Origin of the sequence: Sphingomonas sp., from assembly GCF_042095875.1 — a bacterium.
In the GTDB taxonomy this organism is placed as follows: domain Bacteria; phylum Pseudomonadota; class Alphaproteobacteria; order Sphingomonadales; family Sphingomonadaceae; genus Sphingomonas.
Genome location: NZ_JBELMJ010000007.1, coordinates 15,693 through 31,595, shown reverse-complemented (window position 1 = coordinate 31,595; position 15,903 = coordinate 15,693). Strand labels below are relative to the sequence as shown.

10 protein-coding genes are annotated in these 15,903 nt (G+C 71.0%); 4 read left to right on the top strand and 6 right to left on the bottom strand.

Annotated elements, in window-relative coordinates:
• Positions 1-151 precede the first annotated feature (151 nt).
• Entirely contained in the window at positions 152-1,879 is a 1,728-nt protein-coding gene (locus ACFDS6_RS04235; RefSeq protein WP_375270862.1) for a DEAD/DEAH box helicase, read from the bottom strand.
• Between the two features lie 122 nt (positions 1,880-2,001).
• Between ACFDS6_RS04235 and ACFDS6_RS04230 the strand changes: the two genes are divergently transcribed.
• Both ACFDS6_RS04230 and ACFDS6_RS04225 read left to right on the top strand, forming a co-directional pair.
• Positions 2,002-3,339, top strand: coding sequence for a hypothetical protein (locus tag ACFDS6_RS04230; RefSeq protein WP_375270861.1), 1,338 nt, complete (start codon positions 2,002-2,004; stop codon positions 3,337-3,339).
• A 95-nt stretch (positions 3,340-3,434) separates the two neighbouring features.
• Positions 3,435-3,578, top strand: a complete 144-nt coding sequence (locus ACFDS6_RS04225; RefSeq protein ID WP_019515722.1) for a lmo0937 family membrane protein — start codon at positions 3,435-3,437, stop codon at positions 3,576-3,578.
• On the opposite strand, the gene ACFDS6_RS04220 is transcribed toward ACFDS6_RS04225, so the two are convergent.
• The 4 genes from ACFDS6_RS04220 to ACFDS6_RS04205 form a co-directional block, all read right to left on the bottom strand.
• Entirely contained in the window at positions 3,575-3,868 is a 294-nt protein-coding gene (locus ACFDS6_RS04220) for a YciI-like protein (RefSeq protein WP_375270860.1), read from the bottom strand. The genes ACFDS6_RS04225 and ACFDS6_RS04220 overlap by 4 nt on opposite strands.
• Before the next feature lie 22 nt (positions 3,869-3,890).
• Positions 3,891-5,303 carry a dihydrolipoamide acetyltransferase family protein gene (locus ACFDS6_RS04215; protein ID WP_375270859.1) on the bottom strand — a complete coding sequence of 471 codons (1,413 nt, stop codon included), beginning with the start codon at positions 5,301-5,303 and terminating at the stop codon, positions 3,891-3,893.
• A gap of 188 nt (positions 5,304-5,491) precedes the next feature.
• Positions 5,492-6,496 (bottom strand): alpha-ketoacid dehydrogenase subunit beta, encoded by a 1,005-nt coding sequence (locus tag ACFDS6_RS04210; RefSeq protein WP_375270946.1) that lies wholly within the window; start codon positions 6,494-6,496, stop codon positions 5,492-5,494.
• A 68-nt stretch (positions 6,497-6,564) separates the two neighbouring features.
• Positions 6,565-7,824 (bottom strand): 3-methyl-2-oxobutanoate dehydrogenase (2-methylpropanoyl-transferring) subunit alpha, encoded by a 1,260-nt coding sequence (locus tag ACFDS6_RS04205; RefSeq protein ID WP_375270945.1) that lies wholly within the window; start codon positions 7,822-7,824, stop codon positions 6,565-6,567.
• 429 nt (positions 7,825-8,253) lie between these two features.
• Between ACFDS6_RS04205 and ACFDS6_RS04200 the strand changes: the two genes are divergently transcribed.
• Together ACFDS6_RS04200 and ACFDS6_RS04195 are read left to right on the top strand one after the other, a co-directional pair.
• On the top strand, positions 8,254-9,018 hold the full coding sequence (locus ACFDS6_RS04200; protein WP_375270858.1) for an ImuA family protein: 765 nt from the start codon (positions 8,254-8,256) through the stop codon (positions 9,016-9,018).
• Positions 8,936-11,953, top strand: coding sequence for a hypothetical protein (locus tag ACFDS6_RS04195; RefSeq protein WP_375270857.1), 3,018 nt, complete (start codon positions 8,936-8,938; stop codon positions 11,951-11,953). Before ACFDS6_RS04200 ends, ACFDS6_RS04195 begins: the two co-directional genes overlap by 83 nt.
• A gap of 326 nt (positions 11,954-12,279) precedes the next feature.
• Here the strand turns inward: ACFDS6_RS04195 and ACFDS6_RS04190 are convergent, their stop codons facing one another.
• On the bottom strand, positions 12,280-15,666 hold the full coding sequence (locus ACFDS6_RS04190) for an error-prone DNA polymerase (protein WP_375270856.1): 3,387 nt from the start codon (positions 15,664-15,666) through the stop codon (positions 12,280-12,282).
• Between the last annotated feature and the right edge of the window lie 237 nt (positions 15,667-15,903).

The window sequence follows — 15,903 nt, the reverse complement described above, 5'->3', positions numbered from 1 at the left end:
GGACGCTCAGGTCAGTTCACGCAACCGACCCACCCCCAGCCCCCCCTTGCAGGGAAGAGAGATCGTCGCGGCGTGATCGGGCGTCGTGGACAGCCTTGCCGTTGCTTGAAGAAGCGGGACCCCGGATCAAGTCCGGGGCGACGAGGTGGGGTCAGGGGCGGCGGCCCTGCGGCTTGCGCGGATTGGTCGGGCGGGCGCGGTGCATGGGCGCGCCGCGCGGGGCGACGCCGCTGCGCGGACCGCCGCGCGGGGCGCCGTTGCCGCCGGGCGCGGGTCCGTTGCCCGGGATGATGCGGATGCCGCTCTCGTCCTCGCCGTCCTCGCTGGCGGTGCGCTGGACCGCGGCGTTGAACTTGGCCGCGATCGCACTCGGCACCTGGAACCACGTCTCGTTCGGACCGATGCGGATCGCGCCGATCTCGTTGCGGGTGATGTGGCCGCGGCGGCAGAGCAAAGGCAGGATCCAGCGCGGATCGGCGTTCTGGCGGCGGCCGATGTCCATCGCGAACCACTGCGTGTCGTCGAAGCCGGGGCGGTGGCGATCGGCCTGCGCCGCGCGCTGCGCCTCCGGCGTCGCGGCGACTAGCTCCTCGGGCTCGGGCAGGCGCGCGCGGTGCGCCTGGACGAGCATCGCGGCGATGTCCTCGGGCGACTTCTCCGCGATCAACCGCTGCGCCAGCGCGCGATCCTGCTCGTCGATCTCGACGGGTTCGAGCAGCGTCGTGATCAACCGCTCGCGGTCACTGGCGCGGATGTCGTCGGCGGTCGGCGGGTTGGTCCACTCGACGTTGATCTTGGCCCCGCGCAGCATCATCTCGACGCGGCGGCGGCGCGGATAGGGCACGAGCAGGACGGCGGTGCCCTTCTTGCCCGCGCGGCCGGTGCGGCCCGAGCGGTGCTGGAGCGTTTCGGCGTCGCGCGGCAGCTCGACGTGGATGACGAGGCTCAAGCTCGGCAGGTCGATGCCGCGCGCGGCGACGTCGGTCGCGACGCAGACGCGCGCGCGCTTGTCGCGCAGCGCCTGGAGTGCGGCATTGCGCTCGTTCTGGCTATGCTCGCCCGACAGCGCGACCGCGGCGAACCCGCGCTCCTGCAAGGAGGCGTGGAGGCGGCGGACGTTGTCGCGCGTGGCGCAGAACAGCATCGCGGTCTCCGCCTCGTGCAACCGGAGCAGGTTGATCGCGGCATTCTCGATATCGGCCGGCGCGACCGTCACCGCGACATAAGAGATATCGCCGTGGCCGCGATCCTCGCCCTTGGTCTCGATGCGAAGCGCGTCCTTCTGGTAGCGCTTGGCGAGCGCCACGATCGGGCGCGGCATCGTGGCGGAGAACAGCAGGGTCCGGCGCTCGTCCGGCGTCGCGTCGAGGATTTCCTCGAGGTCCTCGCGAAAGCCCATGTCGAGCATCTCGTCCGCCTCGTCGAGGACGACCGCGCGCATCGCCGACAGGTCGAGCGCGCCGCGCTCGAGGTGGTCGCGCAGGCGGCCGGGCGTGCCGACGACGATGTGCGCGCCGCCGTTCAGCGCGCGACGCTCGCGCGAGGCGTCCATGCCGCCGACGCAGGTCGCGATGCGCGCGTGCGCGGGGGCGTAGAGCCATTGCAGCTCGCGGCTGACCTGGAGCGCCAGCTCGCGCGTCGGCGCGATGATGAGCGCGAGCGGCGCGGCGGCGGGCGGCAGCGTGCCGTCGGCCATCAGCTCGCCCGACATAGCGAGCCCGAAGGCGACGGTCTTGCCCGAGCCGGTCTGCGCCGAGACGATCAGGTCGCGGCCCAGCGCGTCGGGCTCGATCACCGCCGCCTGAACCGGGGTGGGAGCGGCGTAACCGCGCGCGGACAGCGCCTCGGCGAGAGGCTGGGGAAGGTTCGGGAAGGTCATGAGGCTTTCAAAATTGGGTCGGTGCGCGTTGGCTGCAAGGGCAGCACACCCGCCGGGGCGCTCGCGCATCTTCGTTCAGGACAAGTTCGGGCAGGTAGCGGTAATAGGGGCAGGTGTCGAGCATGAACGGTAAATGGTGGTGGGCGGCGGCCGCGCTCGTCGTCGGGGCAACAGGCGGGGGTGCGATGCGCGCTGACGCGCAGGTGCGCGCGAGCGTGCTGCCGGTGCCGCCGGCCGTCTCGCCCGTCCGACAATCTGCGGCAGCGGCGATCGCGCAGGACGCCGGCGAGTATGCGCACACCTACGACGTGTCGCTGGCGGAGGCGCGCGCGCGGCTGCTGGCGCAGGAGGAGACGGTGCCCGTCACCGACGCCCTCGCGATCGAGCTGGCCGACCGGGTGGCGGGAATTTCGATCGAGCACCGCCCGGCGTATCGCATCGTCGTGCTGCTGACCGGCGACGCGCCGATGCCGGACCGCGCGGTGGTGGCGGGCGGGATGACGGTACCGATCGTGTTCCGTACCGGCGCGGCGGCGACGCGCGGAGCGTTGGAGCTGGCGCTCGCGTCGCACCAGGCCGAGCTCGCCGCGGCGGTGGCGCATCCGCCGGGCATGGGAATCGACCTGGCGACCGGCGAGCTGGTGGTCGTCGTCAACCCCGACGACGCCGACCGCGAGGGGGCGGACGCGCTGTCCGCGCGGCTGTCGGCGATCGCGGGCGTGCCGGTGCGCGTGCGAAGCGACCGGGTGGTGGCGAGCGCCGATCTGGCGGCGGAGGGCGGCGCGCGCGTCGTCGGCGTCGATCCGGCGGACGGGCGCCGCTACGCCTGTACCACCGGCTTCGTCGTGACCGACGGCGCGCGCACCGGCATCGCGACCGCGGCGCACTGCCCCGACGAATTAAGCTATGTCGGCGCGGCGGGCGAGCGGCAGGTGCTGCCGTTCGTCGGGCAATGGGGCTGGGGCTATCAGGACGTGCAGGTCAACGCGAGCGACGTGCCGCTGGCGCCCAGCTTCTTCGCCGACACAGGGAAAACGGTCAGCCGCGCGGTGGCGGGCAGGCGCGCGCTGACCAGCACGCGCGCGGGCGACGTGGTGTGCCACCGCGGCGAGCGCACCGGCTACAGCTGCGCGGCGGTCGAGCTGGTGTCGTTCGCGCCCGCCGGGCAACTCTGCGGTGGGGCGTGCCTGCCGACGTGGGTGACGGTCGCCGGGCCGAAATGCCAGGGCGGCGACAGCGGCGCGCCGGTGTTCCTGGGCAGCCGCGCGTTCGGGCTGGTCAAGGGCGGCAGCTATAGCAGCGACCGCAGCTGCGCCTTCTATTTCTACATGTCGACCGATTACCTGCCGACCGGCTGGCGATTGCTGGAGGAGGCACCGGCCGTGCCGATCACGCCCGCGGCGCCCCCTGCCCCGCCGCCGCCGCCCTTCTACCCCGCGCAGGCACCGACGCGCGGCTGAACCGACGCTCACATACATTATGACGAAACATTGCGGCGCCGCGGAACGCACGCTCCGACGCTCACGTTCTCCTATCGTAACGAGGAAGATAATCGATGTTGTGGACGATCGCGGTAATCCTGCTGGTGCTGTGGCTGCTCGGGTTCAGCCTTCACGTCGCGGGCGGGTTGATCCACATCCTGCTGGTGGTCGCGGTGATCGTCGGGCTGGTGCAGCTGTTCCGCGGGCGCGCCGTCTAGCGGGTCGGAGTGGAGGCCGTCGCGCCGACGACGGTCTTCCACTCGGTCACGTGCCAGGCGGTGACCAGCCCATCGGTCACGTAAGCATCGCGCGCGGCGAACGCTTCCGCCGCCGCGGCGGAGGTGAACAGCAGCAGCGCGTGGGTCGGCGCGTCGCCGACCGCGCCGCCTAGCAGCAGATCGCCCGCGTCGCTCGCCGCCCAGGCGAGCGCCAGATGATCGGCACGCAGGCCCGCGCGCCGGTCGAGGTAGTCGGGCGCGAGTTCGTAGCGGAGCAGCCAGTGGGTCACGCGGTGGCGCTCAGCTCGGGGCTCAATCGGCGAACAACAGCACGGGCGTTTCCAGCAGCTTCTTGAGCGCCTGAACGTAGCTCGCCGCATCCCAGCCGTCGACGACGCGGTGGTCGCAGCTGATCGACAGGTTCATCAGCTTGGCGCGGATCACCTCGTCGCCCCCGGCGCGGAAGACCGGGCGCTCGACGATCTTGTTCGGGCCGATGATCGCGACCTCGGGGCGGTTGATGACCGGCGTGGTCGCGATGCCGCCGAGCGGACCGAGCGAGGTGACGGTGATCGTGCCGTTGCCGAGTTCGTCCGGCTTCAGCTTGTTCGCGCGCGCCGCCTCGGCCAGTCGCGTGATCTCGGCGGCGAGCTGCCACACGTTCTTGTCCTGCGCGTCGCGGATCACGGGCACGGTCAGCCCGGCATCGGTCTGCGCCGCCATGCCGAGGTGGACGCGGCCGTGCCTCGTCACCACGCCCGCCTCATCGTCGTAGCGCGCGTTGAGCATAGGGAAGTCGGGGAGCGTGCGGCAGATCGCGACGATCATCAGCGGCAGCATGGTCAGCTTGGGCCGGTTGCCGCGATTGGTATTCAGGTCGGCGCGGACGCGTTCCAGCTCGGTCACGTCGATCTCGTCGACGTAGGTGAAGTGCGGGATGTGGCGCTTCGACGCGGCCATGTTCTCCGCGATGCGACGACGCATGCCGATGACGCGGACCTGCTCGTCGTCGCGCGCGCGGCTGGCGTGCGGGGCGTGATAGCCCTGCGCCGCGCCGTAGCGCAGGTAGGCGTCGAGATCGGCGTGGCGCAGGCGATCGCCCTCCGCCTTCACCTCGGCGAGGTCGATGCCGAGGTCGCGCGCGCGGGCGCGGACCGCGGGGGAGGCGAGGACGGGGCGTGTCTGGTCGCTTCCCGCTGCAGGGTGTGAAGGCGTAGAGGAGGCGGACTCCTTCTCCCTGGGGTGAGGGGCTGAGTTGGGCGTTGCGCTTCCGGGCTGCCCCTCACCCAACCCTCTCCCCGGAGGGGAGAGCGCTTCTTGTGTTTCCTCGACGCCTGGGTTTTCCGCCTCCAGCGTGGCTTCTTCGGTCGCGGGGGACGCGGGTTCGTCGTCAGCCGCCGCCTTGGCGGGCGACAGGTCGCTGCCCGTCTCGTCGGTCGGCTGCGCGACGGCCCCGGTTTCACCTCCGCCCTCGCCTTCCGCGGCGTCGGTCTCGATCACCACCAGCGCGGCGCCGATCGACACCTGGTCGCCGACCTCGCCCGCGAGTTCGATCACCGTGCCCGACACCGGCGACTCCATCTCAACGGTCGCCTTGTCGGTCATCATGTCGGCGAGGCTCTGATCCTCCTCGACGCGGTCGCCGACGGCGACGTGCCACGCGACGATCTCGGCTTCGGAGATGCCTTCGCCGATGTCCGGCAGCTTGAAGGTGAAACGTGCCATCAGGGACGGGTCCTTGTTGCCGGCAATGCCGTGACGGGGTGAATGTTGGTGCGCGGATAGGAGCAAGGAGAGCGCGATGGTGAACCATCGTGATCGACGCGCGACGACGCCGCGGGCCAACAGGCGCCCCGCCGCGCAGCGGGCGCCCAAAGGGCGATCACGGTCTTTGCCGGCAGCAAGGACACGTCCTAGTCCTTCAGAATCTTCTTGAGCGCCTGTCCGATGCGGACCGGGCCGGGGAAATACGCCCATTCGAGGCTGTGCGGGTACGGCGTGTCGAAACCCGTCACGCGCTCCACCGGCGCCTCCAGGTGGTAGAAGCAGCGCTCCTGCACCAGCGCCGACAGTTCCGCGCCGAACCCTGCGGTGCGCGTCGCCTCGTGGACGATCAGGCAGCGGCCGGTCTTCTTCACCGACGCCTCGATCGTCTCGATATCGAGCGGCACGAGCGTGCGCAGGTCGACGATCTCGGCATCGACGCCGGTGTCGGCCACCACCTGCGCGCAGACGTGCACCATCGTGCCGTAGGCGAGCATCGTCACCGCCTCGCCCGCGCGCACCACGTTCGCCTTGCCGAGCGGGATCTTGTAGTAACCCTCGGGCACAGCGCCGGCGGGATGCTTCGACCAATTCTCCGCCGGACGATCCCAGTGGCCGTTGAACGGGCCGTTGTAGATACGCTTAGGCTCGAAGAAGATCGTCGGATCATTGTCCTCGATCGCGGCGATCAGCAGCCCCTTGGCGTCGTAGGGGGTCGACGGGATCACCGTCTTGATCCCCGACATGTGGGTGAACAGCCCTTCGGGCGACTGCGAGTGCGTCTGCCCGCCGAAGATGCCGCCGCCGAAGGGCGAGCGCACGGTGATCGGCGCGGTGAACTCGCCCGACGAGCGATAACGCAGCCGTGCCGCCTCGCTGACCAGCTGGTCGAGCGCGGGGTAGATGTAATCGGCGAACTGGATTTCGGGGACCGGGCGGAGGCCGTAGGCGCCCATGCCGACCGCGACGCCGATGATCCCGCACTCGGTGATCGGCGTGTCGAACACGCGCGTCTTGCCGTATTTCTTCTGCAGACCGGCGGTGGCGCGGAACACGCCGCCGAAATAGCCGACGTCCTCGCCCATGACGACGATCATGGGATCGCGATCCATCATCACGTCCATCGCGGAATTGATCGCCTGGATCATGTTCATGCGGACGGTCTCGCCCGCCGTGTCCTCTCCGGTGTCGGTCGGTGCGTCGCTTGCTCGCGTGTCAGTCATCACTTGCGATCCCACGGCCGGCCACTGGCGGTTTCCTCGTCGATCATCTGCTGGCGCTGCTCCTGCAGGTGCCAGGGCATTTCCTCGAACACGCCGTCGAACAAGGTGTCGAGCGGCTGGTGCAGGCCGTGACCGAGGATGCCGTTCTTCTCGGCCTCCTTCTGCGCCGCCTTCACTTCCTCGGCGACCTCGCGGTCCATCACTGCCTGGCGCTCGTCGTCCCACTCGCCGATGGCAATCAGATGATCCTTCAGCCGCGTGATCGGGTCGCCGAGCGGCCAGGCGGTCGGCTCGCCGGCGGAGCGGTACTGCGTCGGGTCGTCGGAGGTCGAGTGGCCTTCGGTGCGATAGGTGAAATGCTCGATCAGCGTAGGGCCCGCGTTGGTGCGCGCGCGCTCGGCTGCCCAGGCGGTCGCGGCGTAGACCGCGAGCGCGTCGTTGCCGTCGACGCGAAGCCCCGCGATCCCGTAGCCGACCGCGCGCGCGGCGAAGGTCGTCGCTTCCGCGCCCGCGAAACCCGAGAAGCTGGAGATCGCCCACTGGTTGTTGACGACGTTGAAGATCACGGGCGCGCGGTAGACGGTGGCGAAGGTCAGCGCGGAGTGGAAGTCGCCCTCCGCCGTGCTCCCCTCGCCGCACCACGTCGCCGCGATGCGGGTGTCGCCCTTCGACGCCGACGCCATCGCCCAGCCGACCGCCTGCGGGTATTGCGTGGTCAGATTGCCCGAGATCGAGAAGAAGCCGAAGCGCTTCTCCGAGTACATGATCGGCAGCTGCTTGCCCTGCAGCTTGTCGCCCTTGTTCGAGTAGATCTGGTTCATCATGTCGACCATCGGGCAGCCGCGCGCGATGAGCAGACCCTGCTGGCGATAGGACGGGAAGCACATGTCCTCGTCGTCGAGCGCGTGCGCGGCCGACACCGCCACCGCCTCCTCGCCGAGCGATTTCATGTAGAAGCTGGTCTTGCCCTGGCGCTGCGCGCGGAACATCCGTTCGTCGAAGGCGCGCACGGTCGCCATGTGGCGCAGCATGCGGCGCATCTTGTCGGGCGACAGTCGCGGGTTCCAGGGACCGACCGCCTGGTTGTCGTCATCAAGCACCCGCACCAGCGTGTAGGCGAGATCGGTGAACTGGCTGGCGGCTTCCGCGGTGTCGGGACGGCGCGCGGCGCCCGCGGGGGGCACGTCGACGTCGGCGAAGTCGACCGTGTCGCCGGGGCGGAACTTCGGCTCCGGCACGTGGAGCGACAGGCGGGGCATGTTGTGACCCGACACGTTCGGCCGCGGCAGATTATCAGGGGCGTCGCTCGCCACGTCACTCTCCATCATGCGTTCAATTGATGAACGCTCGAGATCGCTTTAGTCGCATTTGTAATTATATTTCAAGGGCACGCACCTCGTCACGGCGCCGGCGTAGCGCGCGGGCGGCGCGCGTCGATCGGGCAAGATCGTGGCGGGCACGCGGGTCGTCACGGTACCGCGCGTGCGTCGCCGCAGTCTGATCGGCAACAAAGCTGCGAGGGGGTCACCCGGGGTTATCGCGCCGCCCCGAGCGCTCGCGAGAAATTATCCACAGCCAAATGCCCGCGCCGGGACACGCCCGGTACGGCGGCGGATTGACACGCGCGCGCTCGTGAGAACAAAATAGGAACAACTATCGCAGCGAGTCGTATCACCACCGTGTCCCTATTGGCCGAACCACCGCTGGATACGCAATCGGGCGTGCTCGCGCAGCTGCGCGAAACGCTGCGCGCGATCGAGGGCGATGGACATCGCCGGCGCGAGACATTGCCGTTCGGCATTGGCGGGATCGATTCGAGACTGGCCGACAGCGGGCTCCGGCTCGACGCGCTGCACGAGGTGACCGCGGCGACGCCGTCGCTGGGCGACGACGCGAGCGCGACCTTGTTCATGGCCGGGATCGCCGCGCGCGCCTGGGGCCCGGTGCTGTGGGTGGTCAGGCGGCGCGACCTGTTCGCGCCCGCGCTGTACCAGGTCGGGCTGGCGCCCGAGCGCGTGCTCTACGCCGAGGCGGCCGACGATGCCGAGGTGCTGGCGCTGATGGAGGAAGGATTGCGCCACCGCGCGCTCGGTGCCGTGATCGGCGAGGCACGCCGCGTCGGCATGCCCGCGACGCGCCGGTTGCAGCTCGCGGCGGAAGGCGGGCGCACGATCGCGCTGCTGATGAAGCGCCACGCGCGCGAGGGCGCGGATACGCTCGGCGCGCCGTCCGCGGCGGTAACGCGCTGGCGCGTCGGCTCCGCGCCCAGCACGCCGCGGCCTGCGCCGGGTGTCGGGCGCGCGCGCTGGCACCTCTCGCTCGTCCGCCAGCGCGGCGGCGAACCCTTTCAACTCACAGTGGAGGCCAGCGATGAAACGGGTCGCATCGCTCTACCTGCCAAACTGGTCGATCGACCGCGTGCGGCGGGCGGAACGGCAGCACACGCCGCCTGAGCCGGCACGCGGCGATGGCATGGACGCGCGCATCAGCGCCGAGCTCGCCGCGCTGAAACAGGCCGGCGCCGCCGAGCAGGGCGGCACGCAGTGCGACGCGCCGCGCAACAGCGGCTGGCGCCCCGGCGCGCGCTGGGCGCGCAGCGAGGCGGCGGCGCCGGAGACGGCGCGCGGGGGCCGGCAGGCCGAGCGGCGCGGCGGCGACGATCGCGCCGAGGTCGAGCAGCGGATCGCGCGGATGACCGCGCATCAGCGCCCACCGATGCGCGAGATGGGGCGCCGCAGCGAGGCGGCGGAGCACGCGTTCAAGCGGCTGCCGGGCGACGACGGCGGGGCAAGTAGTGTTGGGGCGGGTGGCGTGGGTACCGGCTGGGCGGGCGCGGCGATGGTTCCCGTCCGCTTCGGCGGCGAAGGCGTGCGCCCGACGTCGGGGCAGCGGCGCGACGTGTCGGCGGCGATCGCGCGCGGGAACGATGCCGCCGCGTTCGATGGGGCGTCGAGCGTCCGTTACCTGGCCGACGACGATGCCGGATCGGCCAAGGACGTGGGACGTGCCGAAGGTCGTGCACCGGCGTCGCGCGCCTTGCGTCCGGCCGAGTCCGTGACCCGGCATCCGGGGAACATAGCAAATCCCGCGCCGGCGTCGCCCTCGCCGTCGCTCCGCTCAACGTCGGTCATGGATGACACCAACGATGCATCGCGCCTCGTCCTGCCCGCCGATGACAGCGAGGACGCGCACCCGCCGCCGCCGTGCCCGTCGTTCCCGGTAGTGCCGAAGGTTCGCGGAACGGGCGATGGATCGCCTCCCCCTGTTCCGGCCCGTCAAGGAGAAGTCGTGACGGGTGGCGGGGCGATTGCGGCTCGTCTGATGCACTGCCCTCATGCCAATGACGTTGGCGCGGGCTGCGACGTCAGGCCTGCGGGCCGCGACCGGCCGCCGGGGCTCGGCTCGTCGGCGCGCGCGGCGCATTCGGAGGGCCGATCCGCGGCCCGCCGCATCGGCGGCTCAGCATTCGTTGGCGAGCCGGGCGGGAACACTGGCGATCATCCATCGGCGCGCGCCTCGAACAACGGTTCGAGGCCGGCGCCATCGCTGCGCCTCGCGCTGCCCGCCATACCCGCCGATCGTCACCCAGGCGGGGAAGCCCACTCCGGCAGAACGGCAGATGGCAGGGTGGCTGGGAGCAACGGCATCGGCGAGCGTCCGATCACCGGCGCGGACGCCGAGACGCCGGGCGGTAGCAGCCATCGTGCCGGAGCACGGATCGGCTCCAACAACGCGGGCGCGCGCGTGCCGCCGGTCGAGCCGTTCTTCGACACCGGGCGCAGCACCGCGGGCGTGGTCGCGCGCGCCTGCCCGGCGGACGGCGTGGCCGCCGCCGCTGCGCTGCCGGTCGGCGCCGCGCCGCTCGTCGCCATTCCGCTCGTCACCGTTCAGAAGGTCGGCAGCCGCGTCGAGGTTGCCGCCGCCTGCCCTGCGGCGCGCGCGCTGGGCATCACGCCCGGGATGGCCTTAACGCAGGTCCGCGCCGCCAACCCAGGGATCGCGGTACGCGACGCCGATCCGGCGGGCGACCGCGCCGCACTCGACCGGCTCGCGACGACGCTGGCAGAGCGCTGGTCGCCGTGCGTGTCGATCTCGGACGCCGACGGCTTGTTCGTCGACCTGACCGGCGTGGCGCACCTGCACGGCGGCGAGCGGCGCATGGCCCAGCGGATCGTGCGGTTGCTCGACCGGCTGGGTTACGCCGCACGCGTCGGCGTCGCCGATACGCCGGCCGCGGCCTGGGCGCTGGCCCGCTACGGCGACACGCGCGCGGGGGCGGACGTGCATGACGCGGTCGCGCTGCTGCCGGCCGGGCACGGACTGCCGCCGTTCGCCGACCACCCGGTCGCGGCGCTGCGGCTGGACGAGACGGCGACCGAGCTGCTGCGGCGGCTGGGCATCGACCGCGTATCGCAGCTCGCCGCGCTGCCGCGCGCGCCGCTGGCGCGGCGGTTCGGGCGCGCGGTGACGACCCGGCTCGACCAGCTGACCGGCGCGGTCGCCGAGCCGGTCGAGCCGGTGACGCCGGAGGAACCCATGATGCTCGAGCAGCGCTTCGCCGAGCCGATCATGACCGCCGAGCCGATCGCGCACTGGATGGCGCAGCTGACCGCGCGGCTGGCGCAGGTGCTGGCCGAGCGCGGGCGCGGCGCGCGGATGGTCGCGCTGGCGCTGACCCGCGTCGACGGCGACGTGCAGGTGGTGCGCGTCGGCTTCGCGCGGGCGACGCGCGATCCTGCGCACGTGCTGCGGCTGCTCGCGCGGCGGATCGAGCTGATCGATCCGGGCTTCGGGATCGAGATCATGGCGCTGCACGTCACGCGCGGCGAGCCGCTGGGGCCGCAGGTGCTGGCGGGCGACCTGGAGCAGCAGGTGCCCGACCTGGCGGCGCTGGTCGACGCGATCGTCAACCGGATCGGCGCGAACCGGCTGTGGCGCTCACGCGCGGTGGAGAGCGACGTGCCCGAACGCTCGGTTGCGGCGGCCGCGCCGCTCGACCAGGCGGCGGGCGCGGGCACGACGCTGACCCACGACGACGTGCGACAGCTCGACGCGCGCGAGGCCGCGCATCCGTGGCACCCGCGCTGGCCGCGCCCGGCACGGCTGCTGCGCCGGCCCGAGCCGATCGACCACGTGATGGCGGAACTGCCCGATTCCTACCCGCGCCGTTTCCGCTGGCGCGGGCAGATGCACCAGGTGGTGTGCGGCGACGGGCCGGAGCGGATCACCGGCGAATGGTGGCGCCGCGTCGCCGAGCGCCAGGCGGTGCGCGACTATTTTCAGGTCGAGGACGAGGCGGGGCAGCGTTTCTGGCTGTTCCGCCGCGGCGACGGCCAGCGCGTCGAGACGGGCGACATGACGTGGTACATGCACGGCACGTTCGCGTGAGGGGGTGGTCGAGCTACTTCTGCCGCTCTGACCTGATCCTGTGTGGAAAAAAAAGCGGGATCCCGGATCAAGTCCGGGATGACGGGATAGGCACGGGTGAGCGTCGATCCGGGTTCGGCGCTGTCGAATTGTGCTGTGTCCTCACCCAGGCCCTTGCACTCACCAAGCGGTTTCCGACCGGCCTGATCCACCGTCATCCCGGACCTGATCCGGGATCCCGCTGCCTTCTCCTGCCCGCGAGGCGAGCCCTCGAACCGAATCCGTGAAGGTGGTCGGAAAACGTACCAGTGCGGCGTGACGCGGCCGCGTCAGTGCCAGTGTCAGTGTCAGTGAAAGTCGTGGCTGCGGATCGGGATCACGTTCTCGGGGTCGCAGCCGTTGCGGAACGGGGGATGGTAGTCGCTGCGCACGCGCGCCTTCCAGCCGGCGTCGCCGCGGTCGGGGGAGCCGGGGTGGGTCGCGCCGTCGCCGGGGCTGGTCAGCCGCGGCATGTCGATGTCGCCGACCTGGCGCAGCATCGCGGTGCGGTCGTGAATGCGGTCGGCGATGACGTGGATCACCGCGCCCTCGCGCTGCACGACGCCGGTGACGCCGATCATCGCCGACGACATCACCACCGTGCGCTGCGCCTCGAACCGGTCGGGCCACAGGATGATGTTGGCGACCCCGGTCTCGTCCTCGATCGTGATGAACAGCACGCCCTTGGCCGAGCCGGGTTTCTGCCGCACGAGGATAATGCCCGCGATCTCGACGCGGCGACCGTCGCGGACGTGGCGAAGGTCGGCGCACGCGATCACGCGCTGCCGCGCCAGCGACTCGCGCAGGAAGAACAAAGGATGCTGGCGCAGCGTCAGCTGCGTCGCGCGGTAATCCTCCACCACCTCACGCCCGGCGGTGAGCGGCACCAGGCTGACCGGCGGCTCGTGCCGCTCGGCCGCTTCCAAGAGCGGCAGCGGCTTCTCGCCCAGGCCGCGGATCGCCCACAGCGCCTGACGCCGGTCGAGCCCCAATGCGTGAAAGGCGTCGGCCTTGGCGAGTTTCTCCAGCGTGGCGAGCGGCACGCCCGAGCGGCGCCACAGGTCCTCGACCGAGCGGAACGGCTTTTCGGCGCGCGCGGCGACGATGCGCGCCACGTCGATCATCGCGACGCCGTGGACGACGCGCATGCCCAGGCGAAGCGGTAGCCGGGCACGCGCGCCCTCGCCCGGTCCCTCGCCCGGTCCCTCGCCCGCCCCCTCGCTAGGCCAATCACCAGATGCCGCCTCGTCCCCGCCGACCAGCCGCGTGTCCCACAGGCTGTCGACGACGCACACCGGCCTGATCTCGACCGCGTGGTCGCGCGCGTCGCGCACGATCTGCGCGGGCGCGTAGAAGCCCATCGGCTGCGCGTTGAGCAAGGCCGCGCAGAACACGTCGGGGTGGTGGCATTTCATCCAGCTCGACGCGTAGGCGATCTTGGCGAAGGAAGCGGCGTGGCTCTCCGGAAAGCCGTAGGAGCCGAAGCCCTCGATCTGCTTGACCAGCCGTTCGGCGAAGTCGGGGCCGATCCCGCGCGCGGCCATGCCCTCGATCAGCTCGGTTTTGAACTGCCCGACGCCCTGCGTGTACTTGAACGTCGCCATCGCCTTGCGCAGCTCGTCGGCGCGCGCGGGCGTGAACCCCGCGCCCTCGATCGCGACCTTCATCGCCTGTTCCTGGAACAAGGGCACGCCCAGCGTCTTCTCGAGCACCGCCTTCAGCGCCGGGCTGGGATAATCGAACTCGATCCTGGGATCGCGGCGACGCTGCTCGCGGCGTTTTAGATAGGGGTGGACCATGTCGCCCTGGATCGGCCCGGGCCGAACGATCGCGACCTGGATCGCGATGTCGTAGAAGTTGGTGGGCAGCATCCGCGGCAGCATCGCCATCTGCGCGCGGCTCTCGATCTGGAACACGCCCAGCGTGTCGGCGCGACGGATCATCTCGAAGGTCGCAGGGTCGTCGGTCTGCAGGTCGGGATGGTCGAGCGTCAGGTCGACCCCCTTGTGCGCGGCGAGCAGGTCGAACGCGCGGCGCATGCAGCCGAGCATGCCGAGGCCGAGGATGTCGACCTTCATCATGCCGACCTCCTCCACGTCCTCCTTCTCCCACTCGATCACGTAGCGGTTGGCCATCGCGGCGGGCTCGATCGGCACCAATTGGTCGAGCCGGTCGCGCGTGAGGACGAAGCCGCCGGGATGCTGCGACAGGTGGCGCGGGGTGCCGATCAGCTCGCGCGCGAGCTCCAGCGTGAGCGCGAGCCGCAGGTCGCCGCGATCGAGGTTGAGCGCGTCGACGTGGCGGTCGGCGACGCCCTCTTCCGACCAGCCCCACACCTGCCCCGCGAGTGCTGCGGTCACGTCCTCGGGCAGGCCGAGCGCCTTGCCGACCTCGCGCACCGCGCCGCGCGCGCGAAAGCGGCTGACCACCGCGGTCAGCGCGGCATGGTCGTGGCCGTAGGTCTCGTAGATCCACTGGATCACTTCCTCGCGCCGCTCGTGCTCGAAATCGATGTCGATGTCGGGCGGCTCGGCGCGGTTCTCCGACAGGAAGCGCTCGAACAGCAACTGGTGGACGACCGGATCGATCGAGGTGATCCCCAGCACGAAGCAGATCACCGAATTGGCGGCCGAACCGCGCCCCTGGCACAGGATGTCCTGGCTGCGTGCGAACTCGACGATCGAGTGGACGGTCAGGAAGTAGGCGGCATAGTTGAGCTTGGCCACCAGCCCCAGTTCCTTGGCGAGCAGGTCGCGGTAGGCGCGCGGCGGATCGCCGTCGAAGCGCGCGGCGAGCGCGCGGGTGCTGAGCTTCTCCAGCGCCTGCTGCGGCGTGTGCCCCGCCATCACCGCTTCCTCAGGGTAGAGATACTGGTCGCGCAGGTCGCGCGGCGAGAAGGTGCAGCGCTCCGCCACCGCGCAGGTCGCGGCGAGCGCGTCGGGGAAGCGCGCGAAGCGGCGCGCCATCTCGTGCGGCGGGTGGAGGCAGCGGTCGGCCGAACGCTCACGCCGCAGACCCAGTTCGTCGAGCGTGGTCTTCTCGCGGATCGCGGTGACGACGTCCTGCAACAGGCGACGATCGGGCTGGTGGTAGAGCACGTCGCCGGTCACCAGCGGGGTCAGCCCGAAACGCCGTGCCACCTCGGCGGTGCGGTGGAGGCGATGCGCGTCGTCGGGCCGGCGCTGCTGCGTCAGGCAGATGTGGCCGCGCGCCCCGTCCGACCTGCCACCCGATCCGGCGCCGAACAGGTCGGCCATCCAGCGCACCTGGCCCTCGTCCAGCCCCGAGATCGCGGGAACGAGCGCGGCGACGAGGCCCGCGGCATGGTCGGCGACGTCCTCCCAGTGGAGGAAGCACTGCCCCTTCTCGCCGTGCTGCGGGCGGGCGCGCGCCTTGCCGATCGTCAGCAGGCGGGTCAGCCGGCTCCACGCGGCCAGATCCTCGGGCCAGACGAGCAGGGAGGCGCCGGTGACGAGATCGAGCCGGCAGCCCGCGACGAGGCGAACGGCATTGCCCTGTCGCGACACCTTTTCCGCCGCCACCATCGCGCGGACGATGCCGGCGACCGAGTTGCGGTCGGTGACGCCCAGCGCGGGCATCCCCATCGCGGACGCGGTCGAGAACAATTCCTCGCACGACGAGACGCCGCGCAGGAAGCAGAAGTGGGTCGACACCTGAAGCTCGGCGTAGGTCATCGAACACCCGCCGCGCGCCAAGCCGACCTACCGGCGCGTCCGCGCGGAACGGTCGCGGCGGGCGGGCATGCGCCGCCATCGAACCAGGAACGACTCGCACCAAACATGTTCCTGTTTTGTTCTGCCGAGTAGGTAGCTGTCAAGGTGCCGCTGGCCGGCGCCCGCACCCGGGTTCACGAGCAATAACAACGACGTCGCTCGGCACCCTCGCCCCCCCGCCGGACCTCCGGCGCGTAA

Excerpts from the sequence above, each read along its gene's own strand:
- ACFDS6_RS04235 (WP_375270862.1), bottom strand. The coding sequence starts at position 1,879 with ATGACCTTCCCGAACCTTCCCCAGCCTCTCGCCGAGGCGCTGTCCGCG.
- ACFDS6_RS04215 (WP_375270859.1), bottom strand. The coding sequence starts at position 5,303 with ATGGCACGTTTCACCTTCAAGCTGCCGGACATCGGCGAAGGCATCTCC.
- ACFDS6_RS04230 (WP_375270861.1), top strand. The coding sequence starts at position 2,002 with ATGAACGGTAAATGGTGGTGGGCGGCGGCCGCGCTCGTCGTCGGGGCA.
- ACFDS6_RS04205 (WP_375270945.1), bottom strand. The coding sequence starts at position 7,824 with ATGCCCCGCCTGTCGCTCCACGTGCCGGAGCCGAAGTTCCGCCCCGGC.
- ACFDS6_RS04210 (WP_375270946.1), bottom strand. The coding sequence starts at position 6,496 with ATGAACATGATCCAGGCGATCAATTCCGCGATGGACGTGATGATGGAT.
- ACFDS6_RS04195 (WP_375270857.1), top strand. The coding sequence starts at position 8,936 with ATGAAACGGGTCGCATCGCTCTACCTGCCAAACTGGTCGATCGACCGC.
- ACFDS6_RS04190 (WP_375270856.1), bottom strand. The coding sequence starts at position 15,666 with ATGACCTACGCCGAGCTTCAGGTGTCGACCCACTTCTGCTTCCTGCGC.
- ACFDS6_RS04225 (WP_019515722.1), top strand. The coding sequence starts at position 3,435 with ATGTTGTGGACGATCGCGGTAATCCTGCTGGTGCTGTGGCTGCTCGGG.